The 21,029-nt window shown below is 53.5% G+C and carries 21 protein-coding genes; 14 read left to right on the top strand and 7 right to left on the bottom strand.

Annotated elements, in window-relative coordinates; all coding sequences use genetic code 11:
- The first annotated feature begins 238 nt into the window (after positions 1-238).
- From ctaD to BMY01_RS12210, 11 genes are all read left to right on the top strand, one after another.
- The gene (ctaD, locus tag BMY01_RS12255; RefSeq protein ID WP_074747674.1) at positions 239-1,831 is read left to right on the top strand and encodes a cytochrome c oxidase subunit I; all 1,593 of its coding nucleotides are present in this window, start codon (positions 239-241) and stop codon (positions 1,829-1,831) included.
- A 30-nt stretch (positions 1,832-1,861) separates the two neighbouring features.
- Complete coding sequence (locus BMY01_RS17835) at positions 1,862-2,005, top strand: hypothetical protein (RefSeq protein ID WP_175463256.1); 144 nt, start codon at positions 1,862-1,864, stop codon at positions 2,003-2,005.
- 53 nt (positions 2,006-2,058) lie between these two features.
- Positions 2,059-2,910, top strand: coding sequence for a cytochrome c oxidase subunit 3 (locus tag BMY01_RS12250; protein WP_074747671.1), 852 nt, complete (start codon positions 2,059-2,061; stop codon positions 2,908-2,910).
- Between the two features lie 54 nt (positions 2,911-2,964).
- Complete coding sequence (locus BMY01_RS12245) at positions 2,965-3,435, top strand: RrF2 family transcriptional regulator (RefSeq protein ID WP_074747669.1); 471 nt, start codon at positions 2,965-2,967, stop codon at positions 3,433-3,435.
- 30 nt (positions 3,436-3,465) lie between these two features.
- On the top strand, positions 3,466-4,248 hold the full coding sequence (locus BMY01_RS12240; protein ID WP_074747666.1) for a cyclic nucleotide-binding domain-containing protein: 783 nt from the start codon (positions 3,466-3,468) through the stop codon (positions 4,246-4,248).
- A 781-nt stretch (positions 4,249-5,029) separates the two neighbouring features.
- On the top strand, positions 5,030-5,917 hold the full coding sequence (locus BMY01_RS12235) for a hypothetical protein (RefSeq protein WP_074747663.1): 888 nt from the start codon (positions 5,030-5,032) through the stop codon (positions 5,915-5,917).
- A 135-nt stretch (positions 5,918-6,052) separates the two neighbouring features.
- Positions 6,053-6,352: a ComEA family DNA-binding protein gene (locus tag BMY01_RS12230; protein ID WP_074747660.1), complete on the top strand. Its 300-nt coding sequence runs from the start codon at positions 6,053-6,055 to the stop codon at positions 6,350-6,352.
- 38 nt (positions 6,353-6,390) lie between these two features.
- On the top strand, positions 6,391-6,621 hold the full coding sequence (locus tag BMY01_RS12225) for a hypothetical protein (RefSeq protein ID WP_074747657.1): 231 nt from the start codon (positions 6,391-6,393) through the stop codon (positions 6,619-6,621).
- Between the two features lie 37 nt (positions 6,622-6,658).
- Positions 6,659-8,470, top strand: coding sequence for a translational GTPase TypA (gene typA, locus BMY01_RS12220; RefSeq protein ID WP_074747654.1), 1,812 nt, complete (start codon positions 6,659-6,661; stop codon positions 8,468-8,470).
- Positions 8,471-8,601: 131 nt separating this feature from the next.
- Positions 8,602-9,225: a DsbA family protein gene (locus tag BMY01_RS12215; protein ID WP_074747651.1), complete on the top strand. Its 624-nt coding sequence runs from the start codon at positions 8,602-8,604 to the stop codon at positions 9,223-9,225.
- A gap of 47 nt (positions 9,226-9,272) precedes the next feature.
- Positions 9,273-9,773 carry a hypothetical protein gene (locus BMY01_RS12210; protein WP_074747648.1) on the top strand — a complete coding sequence of 167 codons (501 nt, stop codon included), beginning with the start codon at positions 9,273-9,275 and terminating at the stop codon, positions 9,771-9,773.
- 83 nt (positions 9,774-9,856) lie between these two features.
- On the opposite strand, the gene BMY01_RS12205 is transcribed toward BMY01_RS12210, so the two are convergent.
- The 3 genes from BMY01_RS12205 to BMY01_RS12195 all read right to left on the bottom strand — a co-directional run bounded on the left by BMY01_RS12205 (position 9,857) and on the right by BMY01_RS12195 (position 12,527).
- Positions 9,857-10,519 (bottom strand): hypothetical protein, encoded by a 663-nt coding sequence (locus BMY01_RS12205; RefSeq protein ID WP_074747645.1) that lies wholly within the window; start codon positions 10,517-10,519, stop codon positions 9,857-9,859.
- Between the two features lie 282 nt (positions 10,520-10,801).
- On the bottom strand, positions 10,802-11,872 hold the full coding sequence (locus tag BMY01_RS12200) for a phosphotransferase (protein ID WP_074747726.1): 1,071 nt from the start codon (positions 11,870-11,872) through the stop codon (positions 10,802-10,804).
- Between the two features lie 208 nt (positions 11,873-12,080).
- Positions 12,081-12,527: an exosortase system-associated protein, TIGR04073 family gene (locus BMY01_RS12195; protein WP_011381082.1), complete on the bottom strand. Its 447-nt coding sequence runs from the start codon at positions 12,525-12,527 to the stop codon at positions 12,081-12,083.
- A 497-nt stretch (positions 12,528-13,024) separates the two neighbouring features.
- Between BMY01_RS12195 and BMY01_RS12190 the strand changes: the two genes are divergently transcribed.
- Positions 13,025-15,628 (top strand): glycosyltransferase family 39 protein, encoded by a 2,604-nt coding sequence (locus tag BMY01_RS12190; protein WP_074747723.1) that lies wholly within the window; start codon positions 13,025-13,027, stop codon positions 15,626-15,628.
- A 132-nt stretch (positions 15,629-15,760) separates the two neighbouring features.
- Positions 15,761-17,227 (top strand): DUF4139 domain-containing protein, encoded by a 1,467-nt coding sequence (locus BMY01_RS12185; protein ID WP_074747642.1) that lies wholly within the window; start codon positions 15,761-15,763, stop codon positions 17,225-17,227.
- Between the two features lie 224 nt (positions 17,228-17,451).
- On the opposite strand, the gene BMY01_RS12180 is transcribed toward BMY01_RS12185, so the two are convergent.
- From BMY01_RS12180 to pdxJ, 4 genes are all read right to left on the bottom strand, one after another.
- Positions 17,452-17,886: an Hsp20/alpha crystallin family protein gene (locus tag BMY01_RS12180; RefSeq protein WP_074747638.1), complete on the bottom strand. Its 435-nt coding sequence runs from the start codon at positions 17,884-17,886 to the stop codon at positions 17,452-17,454.
- Positions 17,887-18,160: 274 nt separating this feature from the next.
- Positions 18,161-19,210 carry a beta-N-acetylhexosaminidase gene (nagZ, locus tag BMY01_RS12175; RefSeq protein ID WP_074747636.1) on the bottom strand — a complete coding sequence of 350 codons (1,050 nt, stop codon included), beginning with the start codon at positions 19,208-19,210 and terminating at the stop codon, positions 18,161-18,163.
- A complete protein-coding gene (acpS, locus tag BMY01_RS12170; RefSeq protein ID WP_074747632.1) occupies positions 19,211-19,588 on the bottom strand; it encodes a holo-ACP synthase in 378 nt (125 codons plus the stop codon).
- Positions 19,585-20,310: a pyridoxine 5'-phosphate synthase gene (pdxJ, locus tag BMY01_RS12165; RefSeq protein ID WP_074747720.1), complete on the bottom strand. Its 726-nt coding sequence runs from the start codon at positions 20,308-20,310 to the stop codon at positions 19,585-19,587. The genes acpS and pdxJ overlap by 4 nt, the downstream gene beginning before the upstream one ends.
- A 288-nt stretch (positions 20,311-20,598) precedes the next feature.
- Between pdxJ and BMY01_RS12160 the strand changes: the two genes are divergently transcribed.
- Positions 20,599-20,973, top strand: a complete 375-nt coding sequence (locus tag BMY01_RS12160) for a YidH family protein (RefSeq protein ID WP_074747630.1) — start codon at positions 20,599-20,601, stop codon at positions 20,971-20,973.
- Positions 20,974-21,029 lie beyond the last annotated feature (56 nt).

Genomic DNA, 21,029 nt, shown 5'->3' with positions numbered 1-21,029 from the left:
GGTGATCACCTACCAGCGCAATTCCTTCGGCAATTCGACAGGCGATGCCGTCCAGCCATCCGAAATCAATCAACACAGATAATAGCCTCAAGGAGAGATCATGAACCTGCGCTTTCGATGTTGCGCAACATGATGTTTGCAGCAACAGGATAAGAGGGACGATAGCCATCCTGCTTGGTGCATTGGAATGACTGCGCCGCTAATAGATATTTAGAGAAACAGTACCCAGGAGAAACCCATGGCAGCAATACCTGATCACGATGTCGTGCATGGCGCCGAGCACGCGCACGACCACCACCCCACCGGCCTGATGCGGTGGCTGACCACCACGAATCACAAGGATATCGGTACGCTTTATCTCTGGTTCAGCTTCATCATGTTCCTGACGGGCGGCGTGATGGCGCTGACCATTCGTGCCGAACTTTTTCAGCCGGGCTTGCAGGTCGTCAATCCCGAATTTTTTAACCAGCTCACCACCATGCACGGATTGGTGATGGTATTCGGCGCCATCATGCCGGCTTTCGTCGGTTTTGCCAACTGGCAGATACCGATGATGATCGGCGCTCCCGACATGGCCTTCGCGCGAATGAATAACTGGAGCTTCTGGCTGCTTCCTCCTGCGGCATTGTTGCTCATCACTTCTTTCTTCGCGCCCGGCGGCGCTGCTGCCGGGGGCTGGACTTTTTATCCTCCGCTGTCGGTGCAAATGGGCATCGGGATGGACATGATGATTTTTGCCATCCATATACTCGGTGCTTCCTCCATCATGGGCTCGATCAACATCATCACCACCATTCTCAACATGCGCGCACCTGGCATGACCCTGATGAAGATGCCGTTGTTCGTATGGACCTGGTTGATCACTGCGTATCTGCTGGTGCTGGTCATGCCGGTGCTGGCGGGTGTGGTGACCATGCTGCTGACCGACCGCAATTTTGGCACCAATTTCTTCAATGCGGCGGGTGGGGGTGATCCAGTGCTGTTCCAGCATGTTTTCTGGTTCTTCGGGCACCCGGAAGTCTATATCATGATCCTGCCGTCATTCGGCATTGTTTCCGAGGTGATCCCCACTTTTTCCCGCAAGCCGCTGTTCGGGTATTCCTCGATGGTGTATGCAACCGCTTCCATCGCCATTCTTTCCTGCATCGTCTGGGCGCATCATATGTTCACTGCCGGCATGCCGGTGGTAGGACAGCTGTTTTTCATGTATGGCACCATGCTGATCGCGGTGCCGACCGGTGTGAAAGTGTTCAACTGGACCGCTACGATGTGGCGCGGCTCCATGACTTTCGAGACACCCATGCTGTTTTCCATCGGCTTCATTTTCCTGTTCGTCATCGGGGGTTTCAGCGGTGTGGTCTGCGCCATTGTCCCGATCGATGTGCAGGTGCAGGATACCTACTATGTAATCGCGCACTTCCACTACGTGCTGGTATCCGGTTCGCTCTTTGCCATCTTCGCCGGGGCGTACTACTGGCTGCCGAAGTGGACGGGTCACATGTATGACGAGACGCTGGGCAAATGGCATTTCTGGTTGTCGATGTTCTTCTTCAACCTCACCTTCTTCGTCCAGCACTTCCTGGGATTGGCCGGCATGCCGCGCCGCATCCCCGACTATGCGCTGCAATTTGCGGACTTCAACATGATTTCCAGCATTGGAGCATTCGGATTCGGTACGACCCAGTTGTTGTTCCTCTATGTAGTGCTGAAGTGCATTCGCGGGGGAGCGAAGGCGCCGCAGAAACCGTGGGAGGGTGCAAAAACACTGGAGTGGACCTTGCCCTCGCCAGCGCCGTATCACAGCTTTGAAACGCCGCCGCTCGTGAAGTAGTCCGCTAATCGATATAAACAGGAGATCGTCATGTCGAAAAATATGGATATGCCGCAACCCGTAAGCCTGTCGGAAGACGAGGAGATCGAGAGGAAGCTTGCAGCAATCAAAACGGCTCTTTATGCGCTGGCTTTCTCTCTGATGGTGCCCCTTATGCAATATTTTTGGCAATAGCTGCTGTCGAAACCATTCGGCATCCTATCGATCAACTCTAAAGAGAGAAAAAAGTGAGCCAAGAAGCGAGTCATTACTACGTTCCGGCGCCGTCACCCTGGCCGATAACCGGTGCGATCGCACTGCTATTCATGGGTTTTGGCGCCGCATTTTCCGTCAACCGGCTTCCCCTGGGTTATGGATTGCTGGCGACGGGCTTTGCCATACTCGTCTACATGATGTTTGGCTGGTTTGGCACCGTGGCCGGTGAAAGCGAGAGCGGCAAATTCAACAAGAAAGTCGATAAATCCTTTCGCTGGGGGATGAGCTGGTTCATCTTCTCGGAAGTCATGTTTTTCGGTGCTTTCTTTGGCGCTCTGTACTACATGCGCATGCATTCCATACCGGATCTTGCCGACCTGGATAACAAAATACTGTGGCCCGACTTCACCGCCGACTGGCCCACTGCCGGTCCCGGCATCCAGGAGAAATTCATGCCCATGGGCCCCTGGGGTCTTCCCGCGCTCAATACCCTGATCCTGCTGACCTCGGGTGTGACAGTCACCTGGGCGCACTGGGCACTGAAGCTGAACAAGCGCGGGCAGCTCAAGCTAGGGCTGTTTCTCACGTTCGCCCTGGGGTTCCTGTTCGTGGGCCTGCAGGCTTACGAATACAGCCATGCCTATTCGGAGATGAACCTCAAGCTCTCCACCGGAGCCTATGGTGCCTCGTTTTTCATGCTGACCGGTTTCCACGGTTTTCATGTAACGTTGGGTTCCATCATGCTGTTCGTCATCTGGTGCCGTGTACTGAAGGGCCACTTTTCACCCGAGAATCACTTCGGCTTTGAAGGCGTCGCCTGGTACTGGCACTTCGTGGACGTCGTCTGGCTGGGCCTGTTCATATTTGTTTACTGGCTGATATAGGAATTAGTCTTAAAAAAGAGTTCTAAATATTCACCGTATTTTCTCGGGTTCTCGATGATTCTTTCGCGTACAACCCAATATGCCATTCAGGCGCTTATCTACATGGCAACCCAGCCTCCCGGGGTGGCTGTGCTGAATCGCACAATAGCGGAATGCCTGAGGTCGCCGCCTACTTATCTCGCAAAGATTCTGCAGGAGTTATGCAAGGGCAACCTTTTGTATTCTTTTCGGGGAAAGCAGGGGGGGTTCTGCTTGCGGGAAAGCAGTGACAAGATTAACCTGATGCAGATCGTCAGGATCACCGAGGGCCCGGGATTTACGGAGGATTGCGTTCTGGGGCTGAAAGTTTGCAGCGACACCACCGCTTGTCCCATGCACGCAAAATGGTGGCCGATCAAGCAGGAAATCGTGAAACTTCTGCAAGGCCAGACACTGGATACGCTAGCTGCGATGGTGGTAAGCGGCAAGTATCAGTTAACAGATTTTCCCGGAGCGGCTCTCGGCAACATCGAGCTGCCGGCATAGCCATCCAATTTATTGCCTATAGGTTCTCACATGTCAAAACACGCACTCAAGCTGATCCCTTCCTCCACGGAGCACGCGGATGTACCCAATGATTGCAAGAATTGCGGGGCGTATCACCTTTGTATGTCCCTCTGGCTCAAAACCGGCGATTCATCCCTGCATGAGCGCGTGGTAAAAAAGAAACAGGTATTCAAGCGTGGAGAAGTGCTTTACCGTATGGGCCAGCCGCTGGAGTATATCTATGTCATCCGCGGCGGATCGGTCAAAACCTGCGTGAGCACCGAGGATGGACAGGTTCAGGTGATGGGTTTTCATGCAGCCGGGGAACTGCTGGGATTGAATGCCATCAGTAATCAGGAGCATAGATGCGAAGCGAGGGCGATGGGAGTGACCTCCGTATGTGAGGTTTCTGTCGAGCGTTTCGAAGAACTGGCCAAGAAGGATCCGGCCATTCAGTATGAAATTCTCAAAATCATGAGTGCCGAAATCCATCACGGTCAGGAATTGCTGCTCCTACTCGGTAAACACAATGCCGAGGAGCGGATCGCCATTTTTCTGCTCAACTTGTCCAGGCAATTTGAAAAGCGGCATTGTTCGGCCACCGAATTCACCTTGTGCATGTCCCGCAGCGATATCGGTAATTATCTCGGCATTGCAGAGGAGACGGTCTGCCGCATATTTGCCCGGTTCCAGGACGACGGCCTCATCAGCAGTGAATACCGTAATGTCAAACTCAAGGATATCAAGCGGCTTGAGCAGATTGCCAACCAAAGACCCTTGAGGCAAACCAACGTCGCCTCTCTTTACTCCTGAAGTGAAGTGACCCTAGGCAGGGTCCCCGGGTTTTGCAGAGTGACCCTGCCACTCTCCCGCTTGGCGGAGATCATCTTCTTTCCATTTTTTTCTGATTCGCCGGCAATATTGCCGAGCAATTTCACCATTTTTTCAAGCTGATCCCGGGGTGGTTACCTGGGGCGATGCCGTTTCCAGTCATCTCGTCTCCGGCCCGAAAGCTCCTGCGCTTCTCCTGTCTTCCCGCTTGGGGTTCCCGTTTGCGAGCCTCATTTAGAGGCAGAACATTTTTCTGCCTGATTCAGTCCGTTCCGGCCGCGAATATACTTTTGTCATGATGACATCCGCATGATTGGTTCTGCGACGGCAGAGCTCAAAGGCGGATACAGCCATGTGAAAAGGTGGTGAGCGGTAGTGAGGGCAGCGAGAAAGAAACCTAATGGCATAGAGGTTCCGGGAAAACAACCGGAACATGACATTCATCAACTTTTTTTTAGAGGGCAAGACATATCATGCTTTCGCGATATGAAAATCCGATTATCCATATTCCCTGATTCGAAGCTCAAATAACTCGTCCGATGCGGCTGTCCGTCCTCTTTCCTGCATTTTCATCCAGCCTTCCCCGGAATCACCGCGAGAGTCTGTTGCTATCGTCAGAGGTGCGCTCCGCGTCGCAGCGGAGGGTAGATGGCAGAGCGGGGTCGCAGGGATGTCCAGCATGCACACGGACCTTCCGCGCACTTTCCCTGCTTCCGGGAACGGGGAGTCAGCAAAATTCGACAACAACCATGGAGGAAATTAGATGAAATATTTTTTTGACAAGATGCAAACGACTGCTGCCGTTTCTGCTGCTTCGCTTGCTATTGTCATATCCGTGGCTGCGCCTGCGGCTTCCGCCCAGGATGCGAGAACGCAAGCATTGGAGCAGCAACTCAGACAGCTGGAGGCGAGTCTGCAAGCCGTTCGAAATGAGCTGAACCAGGTGAAAGCGGAATCCGCGCGGGAAGCACAGAGGTTGATACAGATCGAGCAGAAATCGACATCGATAGAAAAACGCCAGGCGGTGGACGCGCAAAAGATTGCGAAAATCGAAGAGAGTGGGGTCTCGTTCGAAAGAACTCCAGATCAAAAGGCCCACATGGTTTTTTTTCGGGGGGGCTATGCGCGCAGCAACAATCTTCGTAACGGGGTATCCATTCAAAGTGGGGGAATTGGGGGCGCCGGAGGTCAAGCAGATCGGGATGCATGGTATATCGGCGCGGGACTGGATATCAACCTGACAAACGATGTCTGGGGGCTGATGCCAAACACCAGTGTCCTGTCGGAAGTCATGTTCGAATACAAGGAATTCGGCAGCAAGGTAGCCAGTAATGCGCTTCCTCCCCCCGGTTCCGGTGTGAACGTCAGTCAGTTCACCTTGACGGCGGCACCCAAGATCAAATTTTTCGAGGACTCCCGCTTCAGGCCCTGGATCATTCCCGCCGGTCTCGGCCTCCATGTGATCAGTCCGCCTTCCGAATCCATCACGGTATTGATCCCCGGCGTCATGTTCGGTGTCGGTGCCGACTATCAGATCTGGAAAAACTTCTTTGTCGGTATCGATGCCCGTTATCACCTGACCAGTGGCAGAAACGATGGCATCAAGATCGATGGCATGACTGCCGGTGGCTACATTGGAATGGGTTTCTAGGGAGGTCGACTGTCAGCCATCAATATCATACGGGTTTAAACCTGCCTCCTTCAGGATCGGGGGTGTTGAAAAAATTCGGGCAGTCTACCCGAATGTCGTGCAACCGCAGTTCATTCATACAAAGAGGAGAAAACCATGCGCAAACTGCTCATCATTATTTCAGCACCGCTGATCTTCGCAGGAAGTGTTCATGCCGCTGTCAATATCAATACCGCCACCCAGCAAGAGCTTCAGACCTTGAGCGATATTACTTCCGCCAAAGCCAGGGCGATCATCGAATACCGATCGAAGGCGGGCAAATTCAGGACGGCGGAGGACCTGACAAAGGTAGACGGCATCAATCCCCGCTACCTGGATATGAAGCAGCTCTACAAGGACGTTTCAGTCGCCGGACCGACCGTTCTGAAGGTGGGGGCAAAGCCTGAGGGTAAGTAATGTTGCCGCAATATTTGATTGCGATAATGTGATAGATAATGGAGGTGGCTGGTAGGAAGGACAGGCAGCAGGGCATAGCCGTACCGGAAATGCATAAACCTACCGGCCGATCGCTGCTTGACAAAGACCCGCTCGCGCGGGTTTTTGTTTATCCCCCCCCCGCTTTTTATACCTGGATTCAAGGCATGAAAATCTTCCGGGCAGCGACACGTTTGAACTTCACGGGCACCGTGGTGTCAGCATGCATGTCACTCATCGACCTGTTATAATTTCGCCCCTTTTGACATTGTAAAACTACGAACCTTTATGTCTCGTTCCCTGCGCAATATCGCCATAATCGCTCACGTCGATCATGGAAAGACGACACTGGTGGATAAACTGCTGCATCAGGCCGGCTCCTTCGCGGCACATCAGCACATCGCCGAACGCGTGATGGATTCCAATGATATCGAGCGCGAGCGCGGCATCACTATCCTTGCAAAGAATTGCGCAGCCGATTACGAAGGCGTGCATATCAATATCGTGGATACGCCGGGTCATGCCGATTTCGGGGGTGAAGTGGAGCGTGTCTTATCCATGGTGGATGGAGTGCTGTTGCTGGTGGATGCAGTGGAAGGTCCGATGCCGCAGACGCGCTTTGTTACTAGGAAGGCGCTTTCGCTGGGACTGCGTCCGATCGTCGTCATCAACAAGGTCGATCGGCCCGGCGCACGGCCGGATTGGGTGGTAAACCAGACCTTCGATCTGTTCGACAAGCTTGGCGCAAGTGAAGAACAGCTTGATTTTCCGGTTGTGTATGCTTCGGCCCTCAACGGTTACGCCACGCTCGACCTGAAACAGCCGGGCATCAATATGCGCCCGCTTTTCGACACGATACTCAGTCATGTCAGAGCGCCGGTAGAGGATGTCGATGGTCCACTGCAACTACAGATCAGCGCGCTGGATTATTCCAGTTTCGTGGGACGCATCGGTATTGGACGCATCAATCGTGGAAGACTTAAACCCGGTCAGGAGGTTACTGTGCTGGCGGGGAGCAATCCGCCCAGGAAAGCCAGGGTCAACCAGGTTCTGGGCTTCCGGGGCATTGAACGCGTCCAGCTTACCGAGGCGTTGGCGGGTGACATCGTCCTCATCAATGGTGTCGAAGAGCTGAGTATCGGCGCGACGCTTGCCGATATCGACGAGCCTGAGGCATTGCCCATGCTTGCCGTGGACGAGCCTACGCTCACAATGAATTTTCAGGTGAATACTTCACCTTTTGCAGGAAAGGAAGGGAAATTTGTCACCAGCCGGCAACTGCGCGAACGCCTGGAAAAGGAGTTGCTGACCAACGTTGCCATGAAGTTGGAGGAAACCAAGGATACCGACTCTTTCCTGGTTTCAGGCCGAGGCGAGTTGCATCTCACCATTCTGCTGGAGAACATGCGGCGCGAAGGCTATGAACTGGCAGTGTCGCGGCCCCATGTCGTGATTCGCGAGATTGACGGCGTCAAATGCGAGCCCTTTGAGATGCTTACGGTTGATGTTGAGGAGGCGCATCAGGGCGGGGTGATGGAGGCACTGGGTGCGCGGCGTGGCGATCTGCAGGATATGGTTTCCGATGAGCGGGGGAGAGTGAGACTCGATTACCGCATTCCTGCCCGAGGCCTGATCGGCTTTCAATCCGAATTCATGACCATGACGCGGGGCACGGGTCTCATGAGTCATGTATTCGACGAATACGCGCCCATGCGCCCTGAAATAACCGCGCGTCGCAATGGGGTTCTGATATCCGCCGAGCAGGGTGAAGCGGTGGCGTACGCCCTGTGGAAATTGCAGGAACGTGGACGCATGTTTGTCAGCCCGGGGGAGCGCCTGTATGAAGGAATGGTAATCGGTATCCACAGCCGCGACAACGACCTGGTGGTCAATCCTATCAAAGGCAAGCAGCTCACGAATATACGGGCATCCGGAAGTGATGAAGCCGTCGTTCTGACGCCGCCCATCCAGCTCACCCTGGAATCAGCTATCGAATTCATCGCAGATGACGAACTCGTGGAGATTACGCCTAAAACCATTCGCATCCGCAAACGCCTGTTGCAGGAGCACGAACGCAGGAAAGCGGCTCGCGCGGCGTAAGCCGGTTTCTTTCTCCGTTTTCTTCCGGTGACTGACGTTCAACCGGAAAAAATACGCGCGGCGGTTCAGAGCGCGACCGAACATTGCTTTCCTGAACCCGATCAGTCTAAGCGATCTCGGGTGTTACCCTCATGAACGAAAAAATCCTCTGGTATGTCGCCGACCCGATGTGTTCCTGGTGCTGGGGATTTTCGCCCGTGATCGAGAGAATGCGGCAGGAGTATGGCGATCGCCTGAGGATGGAGTTATTGCTGGGCGGATTGCGCGCCGGAACCAAAACTCCCCTGCCTCCTCAACAGCGTGAGGAAATACTCCATCATTGGCATGCCGTGCAGCGTGCAACAGGACAGCCGTTCAGCTTCGAAGGCGCGATGCCGGAAGGCTTTATCTACGATACGGAACCTGCAAGCCGCGCAGTTATCGCCGCTTCCCGGATCAGTTCCGATTCAGTATTCCCATTTTTCAAGACCATTCAGTCTGCGTTCTATGTCGATCAACAGGATGTGACCCGGCAAGAGGTACTGGAACGATTGGCTGTTGTTGCAGGGCTGGATGGGCTACTTTTCTCTCAGGTATTCGAATCCGAGGCCGTAAAGGAGTTGACGCTTGTCCATTTTCAAAAGGTCCGCCAGTGGGGCGTGCACGGATTTCCCGCTATGGTCGGGCAGGAGGATACGGATTACGCGGTATTGACCAGAGGCTATTGTTCATTTGAGGATTTCCGCCCGAGACTGGACAGTTGGCTCGAGAATTGATCCTTGCGAGCTTTCGCGTCGCAAGCTTATGATTTCTCCGGATAATTATGCAAAAAATATTTCTGGCATTCCTGGCTCCGGCTTTTGCTCTCTCGATGTTTTTGATCTCCCCGCCTGTATCGGCTGATAAGTGGAGAGATGACGGTCATCCTGGTCGGCACGGTCACGAAGGAAAAAAGTGGAACAAAGGCAAGGACGGGAAAAACCCCAGAGGTGGCAACAGTCACGGCCATTACTATTTTGATGACCGGCAGCGCGCTATTGTCCACAACTATTATGCACCGCGTTTGCAGCGCGGCCATTGTCCCCCCGGTTTGGCAAAAAAATATAACGGTTGCATGCCGCCGGGACAGGCGAAGAGATGGAGAACGGGTTATCCGTTACCACGCGAGGTTGTTTTTTATGACTTGCCTCCCGTTTTACTGCAGCAACTGGGCTATCCTGCCCCCGGCTACCGTTACGTTCGGGTTGGAATTGACATACTTCTGATTGCGGTGGGAACCGGAATGGTCATCGACGCAATCCAGGATTTGAATGCAATGCATTGAATGCAATGTAGCGGCGCTTGCAGTTCGGAGGAATCGATATCGCTCGGGATTGATCCGGTTATGCAGGTTCCGTCGGCTATTTTTCACATCCCCGTCCCGGTAGACCAGCCAAAGCGCTCCAGTAGCGCTCTAAACGCCTCGCTGGCAATGATGAATGCGATAAGATATGACGTCAAGCTTAGCAGGACGATTGTCCAGATTGCTCGCCAGGGACTCAGAGTCGAGTATTGTTTCCATTGCGAGAGAAAAGCAGCATCGTCCTCCTTGCTTACGCGGTTCAATTTCAGTTCGGAGAGAACGTTCTCCCGCGCTCGCCGAAGTGCATTCTCGACCCCCGTTCGATAAGTGGTATCGATAAGATCCAGGCGCTTTGCTTGCGCTTGTGAAGTTTCCGAAACTGTTTCCCCAGCCACCTGTGCATAAAAGTCGCGCATGCGTGCGAGGTATCGTTCATCCGCCAATAGGTCATTGATTGCTTTCTCTACAGACTTCGCTTCCCCGGCCGCGCCCATAGAGTTCCCACCGATCTTCTTCTGTTTCGCAGTTCTTATTTCCTGTATGAACTCCTGCTCCTTGCATCCGATCAGCCTGAGCCAAATCGCCTCCGCCGCTTGAGGAGATGGACCGCGCGAAGTTGAACCTGCTGTGGAAGGCGTAGTTTCGAATAGTTCGTCAAGTTCCGCTTTAGCTGTTTTTTCGCAATCCGCATCGATTGCTTCGAGCCTGCTGTTGAGATCGTCATTCATGATGTCTGGAGGCTGAAGGATTGAACTGCTGCCCTGAGTGCAGACAGTGTAACGTAAATTTCCAGAGACAAGGGAGCGGCAAAAGTGAAATCGCAATATGCAGAGTTTCCGGTTATAGCACTCTGCTGCCGGACTAAGTTAGCAGCCAAGGCTCTAAATGATTGCTACCATTGGTTTAAGGAATTAAAACTTCATTTACCAACTTCTTTCAGTTCTTCCATGATTACCTCCTGAACTCCCCATCTGCGAACGCTGAGTGAATTTTATTCCGGACAGCAGGGGTTATAGCGGGATTGCCGCAAAAGCATCGAGGTCGTTCACGGCGGTGGCAACGCGACCAATCAGTTCGCGGTTGGTTTCCGGTTTTATCATTCCGCCGACAGCAAGCGACACAACCATTGCTTCGAAGGGATAAACGAGGTGAGCACGGTATCTCTGCTTCAATATCTCGCTGTCAATATTTTCGATGCCACAGTTCGTGAGCTCTTCGGCATAGATAGCCAGCAGATTTGCCTCATGATTTCGCCGCACCTCGGGCGTAAGGGCGGTAGCAAGAAAATAAGCGACATCACCAATGCCTTCGCCAAAACGCACGAGTTGCCAGTCGAGAAGACCCGGTTGAGATTGGTTCCAGAACAGATTGCCGGGATGACAATCATGATGAACGAGTGTCTGCGGCCGCCCCGAAAGAAAGCGCATGGCGCGCCGGCGCTGGTGAGCATAATTTATAGCAGGCGCATGAAGGGGGGAGGGTATGAGTTTTTCCGCCTGCCGGAGCCCCCGCTTCATCAGCGGAACGGCAAGCGCAGTCCCCAGGTGATCTTCGAGTTGGCGTATGGGACCCGCCAGCCAGGCATATTTCTGCATGAGATCGAATTTGTTCCAGAAGCGGGCATGCAGCCGGGCCAACTGTTTGATGACAAGTGCGGCGCGATCAGCCGTAAGTGCATCATCGGGGTTGCCGGCAGTAGCGCCGGATTCAGTCACATCATTCAAAACCAGCGTCGCACCCTTACCGGGTTTACTCTGACCCGCGAGAAAACCGGGTACGGCAATGGGCACCGCTTGTGCCGTTTCATTGTAGAAGCGGGTTTCAGTATGAAGCAACCCTGGCAATGCAGTAATCAGCCTTGGCCGCCAGGCCAGCGAAGGTAATTTTACAAACCACTTGCGCGAGATCGTTCCCGGACCATCATGTTCAACCGCAATCCGAACCCGTGTCGTCGTTCCTATATCGACGGAAACCAGATCTACCCTGGATACCGTTACATGGGAAAAATGACAATTCACTACCCGTTGTGCCCAGCCGGCATTCAAATCGCTGGGTCGGCGAGCGAGAATATTATGCTTCATTTGCAGACTGGAGGGGGGACTGAATCCAACGAAGTTGAATCGGGTGAGTACGCCCGGATTTTCTTTTGGGAGGTTGCCGAGGTGCATCAGAGAGGCTGCGGTCGATCAGGAATTGCGGTATGCCCATTCATTTATTCAGAAATACATTGGTTTTCCATAGAAAAGGGAGCCGAAGCTCCCTTTCTATGGAATGCGACAGCAGGAGGAATTACTGATAACGTTGATCCGCAGGCGGCTGCTGCTCATAAGACCCGGCAGGCTGCCGATAGGATTTCTCCTTGGGCTCATCCGTGCTCAATTTCCAGTCAGGATGATAGTGTGTCTCCCTATCCCAGTCTTTCCAGATATAGTCGGGATAGATAAGGGGTTTGGTTGGAATGACAAATGTGACCAAGTCTACCGCGCCCGTCAATGTGCGGCCGATACCGTGCACGATACCTGTAAGCAGGCCAGCGGTAAGTCCGTAGCCAAGTCCCTTCTCGTTGGTTCCTATCATGATGTTCTTCGGCACTTCGCCTATGCCTGTGACCGTGTTGGCGAGGCCATGCGCAAGCTTGTCGCCCACACCTTCCGCATAGCTGTGTGCAAACGCTGCTTGTGGCGAAACAAATAATAATGCAGACAGTATCATTAGCGTTTTCAACATATTTTTCATCGATACCTCCCTTAATAGATTAAATAAAAATTTAATTCCAACTTAATACTAGCATACCCCTAAGAAATATGGAAAAGGCATGCCAAAATTCGTGAGCTCAGCGCTGTATCTGCCCCGTAGTCAAACTGGTTAAAGGCGGGAATTTTTGTGGATATCAGTGCCCTACAACGAATGTACCGGCTTCACGCGACGCGGCAGTCCGCTTCAAGGTGCAATCGAACCAGCAATTGTGATTCTTGTCGGCGTTTGTGCTTGCCGTCATCTTAATCATTCAGCATCCAGGCGTTCTTGCACGAATTGTGCTACCCTTCCGCATGTTTCGTAATTGTGAAACCATCATCTGACGGATTGCAAACAGAAACTGTGACCCGTCTCCGTACAAGAAAAGCAGCTACGTGAGTTCTTTACCTACATCGCCGGAAGCATCCGGCTTCCTGTCTTTGCGTTCGTTTCCCTCGGCATCACTCCATCCTTCAAGCTTCCGCCCGGCAGATTCCATTCAGTTTTCGGTAATCGTTCCCACACTCAACGAGGCCGACAATATCGATCCGTTACTGACCAGACTATCCGCGCTTGATTTGCCGGAGGGAAGTTTCGAAATCATCTTTGTGGACGATGGTTCATGCGATGGAACGCCGGAAAAAGTCCGCGAATGGGAAAATTGCGGCAACGTAAGATTGATCGAACGCCGGGAAAAACCCGATCTCACGTGTTCAATTCTGGTCGGCGCGGTATCGGCGCGAGGAGATGTTATTGTCGTGATGAATGCGGACTTGAGTCATCCGCCCGAGCGATTGCCCGCGCTGATCGCGCCGATATTGGATGGGAGTCATGACGTCGCAGTCGGGAGTCGTTATGTGCCTGGTGGCAGTACGGAGGGCCGGCCGCTGTACCGGCAGTGGCTGTCCCGCCTCGGTGGCTGGCTTGCCCGTTCCCTTTGTGACATCAACGATGCGACCTCCGGATTTTTCGCATTCCGCCGTGAATTGTCAGGAACTGTTGCGGAACGTGCGGGCGGATATAAGATATTGCTCGAACTACTCATGGCAGGGCAGGGCAAGCTTCGGGTGGTGGAAGTGCCGATCTGCTTTCGTGATCGGATCCACGGTGCGTCAAAGCTGTCGTTTTCACATCAATGGACATATTTGCAGCGCCTGATGACCCTGGCTGGTGGCACGGTTTCGATGGGCATAACCAGGCGCTCCGCAGCAGCAGGATTATTTGGCGTTTTTGTCGATGCGCTATTGTTCCAATGGTTGTTGAGCAGCGGGGCAGGGCTTGCGCTGGCACATATCCTGAGTTTTTTTGTCGCCGCCTCGGTAAGTTATTTGCTCAATTCCAAATGGTCTTTTCATCTAAACCATGAAGGATACTTGCGGTGGTCGCAATTCGGGCGTTTTCTGACGGTCGGGTTGTTCGCATTGTTGATGCGTGGAGGCGTGCTGGCTTTCCTGGTTCACGGTTGGCATATGCCGCCACTGCTGGCGATATTTCCCGCTATTGCAGCCACGGTTGCCGTTATTTATATGGGCTCGGTTTTCTACGTATTTCCGTTAAAACAGAATCCGTCCTCCCTGGATGTCCGATGGCGCGTCGCCTCGTTCGGAATCGTCGCGTTTGCGGTACTACTGCGCCTGATCTATATCGGTATAGCGCAGCTAATCCCTGATGAAGCGTACTACTGGAATTACGCGCAGCACATGGACCTGAGCTTTTTCGATCATCCGCCCATGGTGGCCTGGCTGATCTGGTTCGGGACCTCGATCTTCGGTGACAACGAGTTCGGAGTACGGATAGGCGCCTTCATCTGCGGCCTGATTACAATGGGTTATCTGTACGCCCTCTCGCGCAATCTCTACGACAAATCGACCGGTATCCGGGTTGTCCTTTTGCTGACCGTGCTGCCCCTTGGCTTTGTTACCGCAACGCTCATGACGCCGGATGCTCCGTTAATGGCTGCGTGGGCAGCTACCTTGTACTACATGGAGCGGGCATTGATAGCAGACCAGCGGTGGGCCTGGCTGGGCATGGGCATTGCATTCGGATTAGGTATTCTGTCCAAATACACGCTAGCACTGCTGGGTCTTGCAGCGCTGCTGTTTGTAGTGATCGAGCCGGGTTTGCGTCGCTGGTTGCGTCGACCGGAGCCCTATCTTGCGGCAGCGCTTGCGCTATTGCTGTTTTCACCCGTTATTGCCTGGAATATGGAGAACGACTGGGCATCCATTATGTACCAGTCCCAGCGCGCGACGGGAATAGGCAACAAGTTTTCGTTGCACCTGCTTTTCTTTCATATGCTGCTTGTCCTGACGCCGGTTGGTTTGGTTGCAGCATTCATGGCGCTGGTTGTGCGCCATGAGCGAACGGTCAACCCCCTGATACGCAGGCGCCGCCTGTTCATGCAGGTGTTCACCATTGCGCCGCTTGCGGTATTTTTCTGGCTCAGCCTGTTCGGCTGGCCGAAATTCCACTGGACTGCGCCCGTCTGGCTGGCGATTCTACCGGCAATGGGGTGGATGTTGGGCCAGACAGATAACTGGAGCAAAGTAGCAAGCCGTTTGCGGGCAGCATGGAAACCAACCATAGGAATCTGTATGCTTCTCTATGCATTGGCACTCCATTACGTTGTCCTGGGCATCCCTGGCATTCCCTACGTGGGTTTCAGCGAACACTACTTCTGGCGCGAAACCACGCGTGAAGTCGAACGACTTGCGGCAGAAGTTGCGCAGCAGACCGGAAAAAAACCGCTTATAGTGGGGATGAGTAAATGGTCAGTCGCGAGTTCCTTGTCATTTTATAACGATAAAAGCGAACCGCTGGATATTCGCGGACGCAACATGTTCCTGCAGAGCGCGGCCATGTATGATTTCTGGTACCCCTCGGAACCCCCGACGGATCGTCCCATTATTCTGTTTGGAATGAAAACGCATCAGCTCGAGCATGACATCGATGGCAACGATAACATTACTCCGCTGCTGGTGCAGCCAGGCCCGATCAGGGAATTGAAGATCGAGCGGGAAGGGAAGCCGCTGCGCGGGATATATTACCGGGTTGCGCAAGGTTATCTCGGTCTCCCGGCAACCGATTCTCAGGTGCGCTAGCCTCTCGCCTTTCATTTTCCCCGGCGTTGCGCCTTACCCCTTACCCCATTAACAGGCCCTATGTAAGAGTGCCTCCTTTCTCCATTTCCTATCATGACAATTTATGCGAAAAACATAATGCGGAAAATATTAATGGATCATATGATGTCGCTTGCGTGCGGGTTGATCTTTATCCTGTTCTCTGCGTACAGCATGGCGGGACTACCTGCCGGGAAAGATGAAAGAATTGCTGATACTTCGCAGCAGAAAGAGGTTGCCATCACGATTTATGGCAATAATCTGGGTTTGATAAAAGATACGCGCCACCTCGGTCTCGCGCGCGATTTCAATCAACTCATCTGGCTTGATGTTGCAAAGCAAATACGTCCGGAAACGGCACGATTGCGTAATCCTGCCCATTTCCGTGGATTTCGCGTACAGGACCTGAGTTTAGACCTCGATCTGTTAACCCCTGGAAAGCTGCTGGAGCGATACATCGGCAGGGAAGTAACGGTCATTCATGCGATTCCAGCGACAGGGAAGGAGAGTAGAGAGACCGCTATAGTACTTTCCGCACATAACGGCGGAGTGTTCAAGTATGCGGATCGAGTTGAAATCGGCAACCCCCATCTGGACCGATTGGCTTTCCCCGCTGTTCCCGCGAGATTACAGGACAAGCCCAGTCTGGCTATTTCCTTCGTCAATCCGGTTGCCGGCGAGCAGGACCTGGAGCTTTCCTATTTGACAACGGGGTTATCCTGGCGAGCGGATTATGCAGTGGAATTGAATGAGCGCGAGGACCATGCGGATATTCAGGGCTGGGCGACCATAACCAATCAAAGTGGAACAACCTACCTGAACGCTGCCTTGCAACTGGTTGCAGGGGATGTCAACCAGGTGCGCCAAGGGGCGCCTGTACCCCGCCATGTCATGGCCATGGCAAAAATGGCCGAGGCGACCGACCTGAAACAGGAGCCGCTGCTTGAATATCACCTCTATACCCTCGATCGCCCCATAACGCTGGCGGAGAACCAGATCAGGCAGGTAGGGCTGATGTCTGCAACCCGCATATCGGTGAAGAAGGAACTGGTCTTGACGGGTTCCGATTATTACTACTCCGGGAAATATGCTGATATAGGGCAGAAGCTGAAGCCGTCGGTATTCCTCGAATTCAGGAACAAGGGAGAAGGACTGGGAATTCCCCTGCCTGCAGGAATAGCAAGAATATATAAAAAAGACTCACGCGGCCATATCCAGTTTGTGGGTGAGGATCAGGTGGATCATTCGGCTGCAGGTGAAATTGTCCGGCTGAAACCGGGAAATGCATTCGATGTAACAGCGGAAAGAAAACAGACGGATTTCCTGAAGTTGGCGGGAGAAGGACTGAAAGACTCGCGGGAGGGGAACACGTTCGAAAGCGCATTTGAGATTCTTTTGCGCAATGCCCGGAAAGAAACTGTCACCGTGACGATGCGGGAACCAATACCCGGGGATTGGCAGGTGGTATCCGAATCGCAAGCACACAGCAGGGTTTCTTCGAATATGGCGGAATGGAAAGTGGTTGTTCCTGCCGGTGGCCATAATGTTCTGAACTATCGGGTTCGTGTAAAAAACTTCTGAAAAAGTCTCTGTACTCTTTACCCTCTACGCCTTATCCCCTACTTCCTTATGCCTTTCGGCAGCTGGAAACAGGCTGAGGGATGAGAATGAGATGTGAGGGTGAGGGTGAGGGTGAGGGTGAGGGTGAGGGTGAGGGTGAGGGCCAAGTGGAAAGAACGCCGATCCAAAAAAGGAAACCGGTGGAGCTTCGCTTCCACCGGGCTCTGTCAGCCGGTTTAATACTCTTATTGAACGGCCACGTTGATCTTTTTCGGCTGGACCGGTTCGCGTTTGGGGATGACGATTTCCAGAACCCCCAAGTTGGATTTGGCTGATATTGCATCCGCGTTGGCAGTGTCCGGCAAGCTGAAACGGCGGTGGAAGGAGCCGTAGGTGCGCTCGACACGCTTGTAGCCTTCCTTTTCGGTGGTGGCCTCGGTTTTCTTTTCGCCTTTGATCGTGAGCACGCTTTCTTCCATGCTGATATCGATATCTTCGGGTTTTACGCCGGGAAGATCAGCCTGAAGAACGAACTTGTCCGCTTCTTCCTTGATATCCACTGCCGGCGCCCATTCGGCGGTCGCGGCGGATCCGTCGCCGGCCACGTTCTCCCGCGCACGATCCAGTTCCCGATGTAATTGGTGGAGCAAGCTCCACGGTTCATACCGACTAATAGCCATAATATCTCCTTTGAATAAATGTCTGACATCAAGCTGATGCTGTGAATCAGCACTTATTAATCAATATAGGTTCGTTTGGCTATTTTTCAACCGATCCTTTCGATTTTTTTGCCACCCGCAGCCTCGGGATTTGTTCAGCAGCTTCCTAGGTGCGGTCGTATAGTGAAAAGTGGCAGAGCACGCTGGAGTTGCTGCTGAGGATGAGAGTCGCAAAACAGAGAAAACCCGATGTGGCAAGATGAACGGGGATATGGAAGGCGAGTTTCAGATTTTGCTACACCAGCGGCAACTCGCCGCTGCGAACGCCAATACCTGCAATTTTTTCCACGGCACTGACGAAGTTCGGGTTTTCGTGCAGTTTCACCAGCGAATCCGGGTTTGGCCGCCCGCGCATGCGGGCGAGACGAATCACCCCGAGGGCGGGCAAGTCCCAATGTAGCTCCGCGAGCAGCATTTCGGCCGCTTCCGGGTTATTACACAGCAGCACCATGTCGCATCCCGCATGCAATGCTTTCTGGGCCCGCTCCACCGGATTGCCTGCAAAAGCTGCTCCCGCCATATTCAGATCATCGCTGAAGATACACCCTTCGAAACCCAGCTCACCCCGCAAAACCTTTTTGAGCCATACTTCGGAAAAACCGGCCGGCAATGCATCCACCTTTGGATAAATGACGTGGGCAGGCATCATACCGGTAAGGCCGAAACCGATCATTTTACGGAATGGAACGAGGTCATCCATTTCGATCTGCGCGAAAGTTCGTTCGTCCACCGGCATTTCGAAATGGGAATCGGCTTCGATATAACCATGACCAGGGAAATGCTTACCCACCGCTGCCATTCCGGCTGATTTTAATCCGGCCATCAGGCTATGAGCCAGATCTGCAATGGCGTGCGGGTCACGGTGAAAAGCACGGTCGCGGATGACACTGCTTTGGCCATAATCCATATCCAGGACCGGTGTAAAACTGAAATCCACGCCCGCAGCCCGTAGTTCCGCCGCCAAGACATACCCCGCCTGATGCGCCAGGTGCCGCGCCTGAGCAGGATACTCATCCCAGATCCTGCCCAGTTCGCGCATGGGAGGCAGGCGCGTGAAATCTTCCCGGAAACGTTGAACCCTGCCCCCTTCATGATCGACTGCGACCAGCAGCGGCGGCGTTCGCAGCGCATGGATTTCAGCGGTCAGATGCATGAGTTGCGCAAGCGAGGAATAGTTGCGCGTGAACAGGATCACTCCTCCAACCAGCGGGTGGCGGAGTTTTTTCTTATCGTTGGCGGTGAGTTGCGTGCCTTCGATATCGAGCATGACGGGACCGAGCGACATTTATTTTTCCAATATGACAAAAGCGCAAGCGAGGTTCAATTCGTCACTGATGGAGAGATGGTGACGGGTGATGCCTTCGTTTTGGGCTAGGGTATGCAATTCAGGGTGGAATTTGAAATAGGGTTTGCCCAAGGTATCATGAGTTACTCCGATATGGCTCAAGCTGACAGGATGACGGATACCCGTGCCAAAGGCTTTGGCAAGCGCTTCCTTGGCGGCAAAACGCTTCGCCAGGAACATTACCGGCTGCATGCTTTTTGCATATTCTGGCCACTCCTCGTCTGTCAGCAGGCGCCGGGCGAAACGCTCTCCGTATTTTTCCAGCAGGCGCGCAATACGCGAGGTTTCAACCAGATCGGTTCCGATCCCATAGATCATTTACATGCTTCCAGCATCAGGTTTTTCATTTCCCGGACTGCCTGCTCGAAGCCTACGAACAATGCGCGAGCCACGATCGCGTGGCCGATATTGAGCTCCGACACGCCCGGGATCGCTGCAATTGCCTGAACATTCAGGTAATGCAACCCGTGCCCTGCGTTGACTGTGAGCCCTTGGCCCAAACCCTTGCTTACCGCCGCCCGGACTCGCTCCAGCTCGCCTTGCTGCTTGTCCGCCGTTTGGGCATCGGCATAATGTCCGGTGTGAATCTCGATGACCGGTGCGCCGGCTTCGACGGATGCATCGATCTGCGCGGGCTCGGCATCGACGAAGAGTGAAACCCGGATGCCGGCTTCAGCCAGCCTGCGGCATGCGCGTTGCACTTGCTCGAAATGCCGTACCACATCGAGTCCGCCCTCGGTTGTCAATTCTTCGCGCCGCTCCGGCACGAGGCAGATATCATGGGGTTTGATGCGCAGCGCAAATCCGATCATTTCATCCGTGACCGCGCTCTCCAGATTCATGCGGGTCTTGAGCGCGCCGCGCAGGATTTCCACGTCTCTATCCTGTATGTGGCGCCGGTCTTCGCGTAAGTGCAAGGTGATGGCATCTGCTCCGGCCGATTCGGCAATGAGTGCCGCCTCTATCGGATCGGGATAGGTTGTACCGCGCGCCTGGCGCAAGGTGGCGACGTGATCGATATTAACGCCGAGTTTGATCATGATGGTGGCGAGGGTTTTCCTGATGCGGCTTTTTTCAACGATTGCCTGAATGATATTTGCTCTCCCGCACATCTGGAAGAGGCAAGAGAGATCGGGCAAAAAATGACTATATTATAATAGTGTGTGCGGCGAAGACAGTATGTATATAAAAGCGGATCTCCAGGTTGATTGCCTTGGGGACGTTACTCTTTGGGTCGTTACTCCTGGCTGGTCCGTATTTGATTGAAGAGGACGACTATAAATTCCGCGTCTGAAAACCTGCAAGGAGGAAAGGGGGATCCGGAGAAAATGTCGGACCCGCGCGTTTTCTTCGCGGCGGAGCGGACGCTTCTGGCGTGGGTGCGCACGGGGCTGACGATCATCGCGCTTGGTTTCGTCGTCGCCCGCTTCGGGCTGTTTCTGAATCTTCTTGTGGCTTCCGGGGAAATTTCCAAAAATGGAAGTGCTGCCAGCGCTCATGGAATCTCCGGTGTGTTCGGCATTATTCTTGTGCTCTCAGGCAGTGCGACCATACTCGGCGCCTTGCTCAATCACAGACATTATGTAAGCTCATTGCCGCTTGAGGATCTGCCCAAACTGTCCTTACCCTGGCTCTCATCGTTCTTGTCTTTATCGGTTGCTACCATAGGATTTCTGCTGGCGGTTTACCTCTTGTTTACATGAACATTATAGGGGTCGATCATGCCAGAAAGGGGTTAGCAGGTCCTAGCTCCTGAATC

Origin of the sequence: Nitrosospira multiformis (genome assembly GCF_900110185.1) — a bacterium.
Lineage (GTDB): Bacteria > Pseudomonadota > Gammaproteobacteria > Burkholderiales > Nitrosomonadaceae > Nitrosospira > Nitrosospira multiformis_A.
This window is presented reverse-complemented; position numbering and strand designations above follow the sequence as displayed.

Coding starts and splice junctions, on each gene's coding strand:
- BMY01_RS12245 (WP_074747669.1), top strand. CDS start 2,965: ATGATTCTTTCGCGTACAACCCAATATGCCATTCAGGCGCTTATCTAC.
- BMY01_RS12240 (WP_074747666.1), top strand. CDS start 3,466: ATGTCAAAACACGCACTCAAGCTGATCCCTTCCTCCACGGAGCACGCG.
- BMY01_RS17835 (WP_175463256.1), top strand. CDS start 1,862: ATGTCGAAAAATATGGATATGCCGCAACCCGTAAGCCTGTCGGAAGAC.
- typA (WP_074747654.1), top strand. CDS start 6,659: ATGTCTCGTTCCCTGCGCAATATCGCCATAATCGCTCACGTCGATCAT.
- acpS (WP_074747632.1), bottom strand. CDS start 19,588: ATGATCTATGGGATCGGAACCGATCTGGTTGAAACCTCGCGTATTGCG.
- ctaD (WP_074747674.1), top strand. CDS start 239: ATGGCAGCAATACCTGATCACGATGTCGTGCATGGCGCCGAGCACGCG.
- BMY01_RS12185 (WP_074747642.1), top strand. CDS start 15,761: ATGGATCATATGATGTCGCTTGCGTGCGGGTTGATCTTTATCCTGTTC.
- BMY01_RS12225 (WP_074747657.1), top strand. CDS start 6,391: ATGGAGGTGGCTGGTAGGAAGGACAGGCAGCAGGGCATAGCCGTACCG.
- BMY01_RS12210 (WP_074747648.1), top strand. CDS start 9,273: ATGCAAAAAATATTTCTGGCATTCCTGGCTCCGGCTTTTGCTCTCTCG.
- nagZ (WP_074747636.1), bottom strand. CDS start 19,210: ATGTCGCTCGGTCCCGTCATGCTCGATATCGAAGGCACGCAACTCACC.
- BMY01_RS12195 (WP_011381082.1), bottom strand. CDS start 12,527: ATGAAAAATATGTTGAAAACGCTAATGATACTGTCTGCATTATTATTT.
- BMY01_RS12235 (WP_074747663.1), top strand. CDS start 5,030: ATGAAATATTTTTTTGACAAGATGCAAACGACTGCTGCCGTTTCTGCT.
- BMY01_RS12180 (WP_074747638.1), bottom strand. CDS start 17,886: ATGGCTATTAGTCGGTATGAACCGTGGAGCTTGCTCCACCAATTACAT.
- BMY01_RS12230 (WP_074747660.1), top strand. CDS start 6,053: ATGCGCAAACTGCTCATCATTATTTCAGCACCGCTGATCTTCGCAGGA.
- BMY01_RS12215 (WP_074747651.1), top strand. CDS start 8,602: ATGAACGAAAAAATCCTCTGGTATGTCGCCGACCCGATGTGTTCCTGG.
- pdxJ (WP_074747720.1), bottom strand. CDS start 20,310: ATGATCAAACTCGGCGTTAATATCGATCACGTCGCCACCTTGCGCCAG.
- BMY01_RS12205 (WP_074747645.1), bottom strand. CDS start 10,519: ATGAATGACGATCTCAACAGCAGGCTCGAAGCAATCGATGCGGATTGC.
- BMY01_RS12200 (WP_074747726.1), bottom strand. CDS start 11,872: ATGAAGCATAATATTCTCGCTCGCCGACCCAGCGATTTGAATGCCGGC.
- BMY01_RS12160 (WP_074747630.1), top strand. CDS start 20,599: ATGTCGGACCCGCGCGTTTTCTTCGCGGCGGAGCGGACGCTTCTGGCG.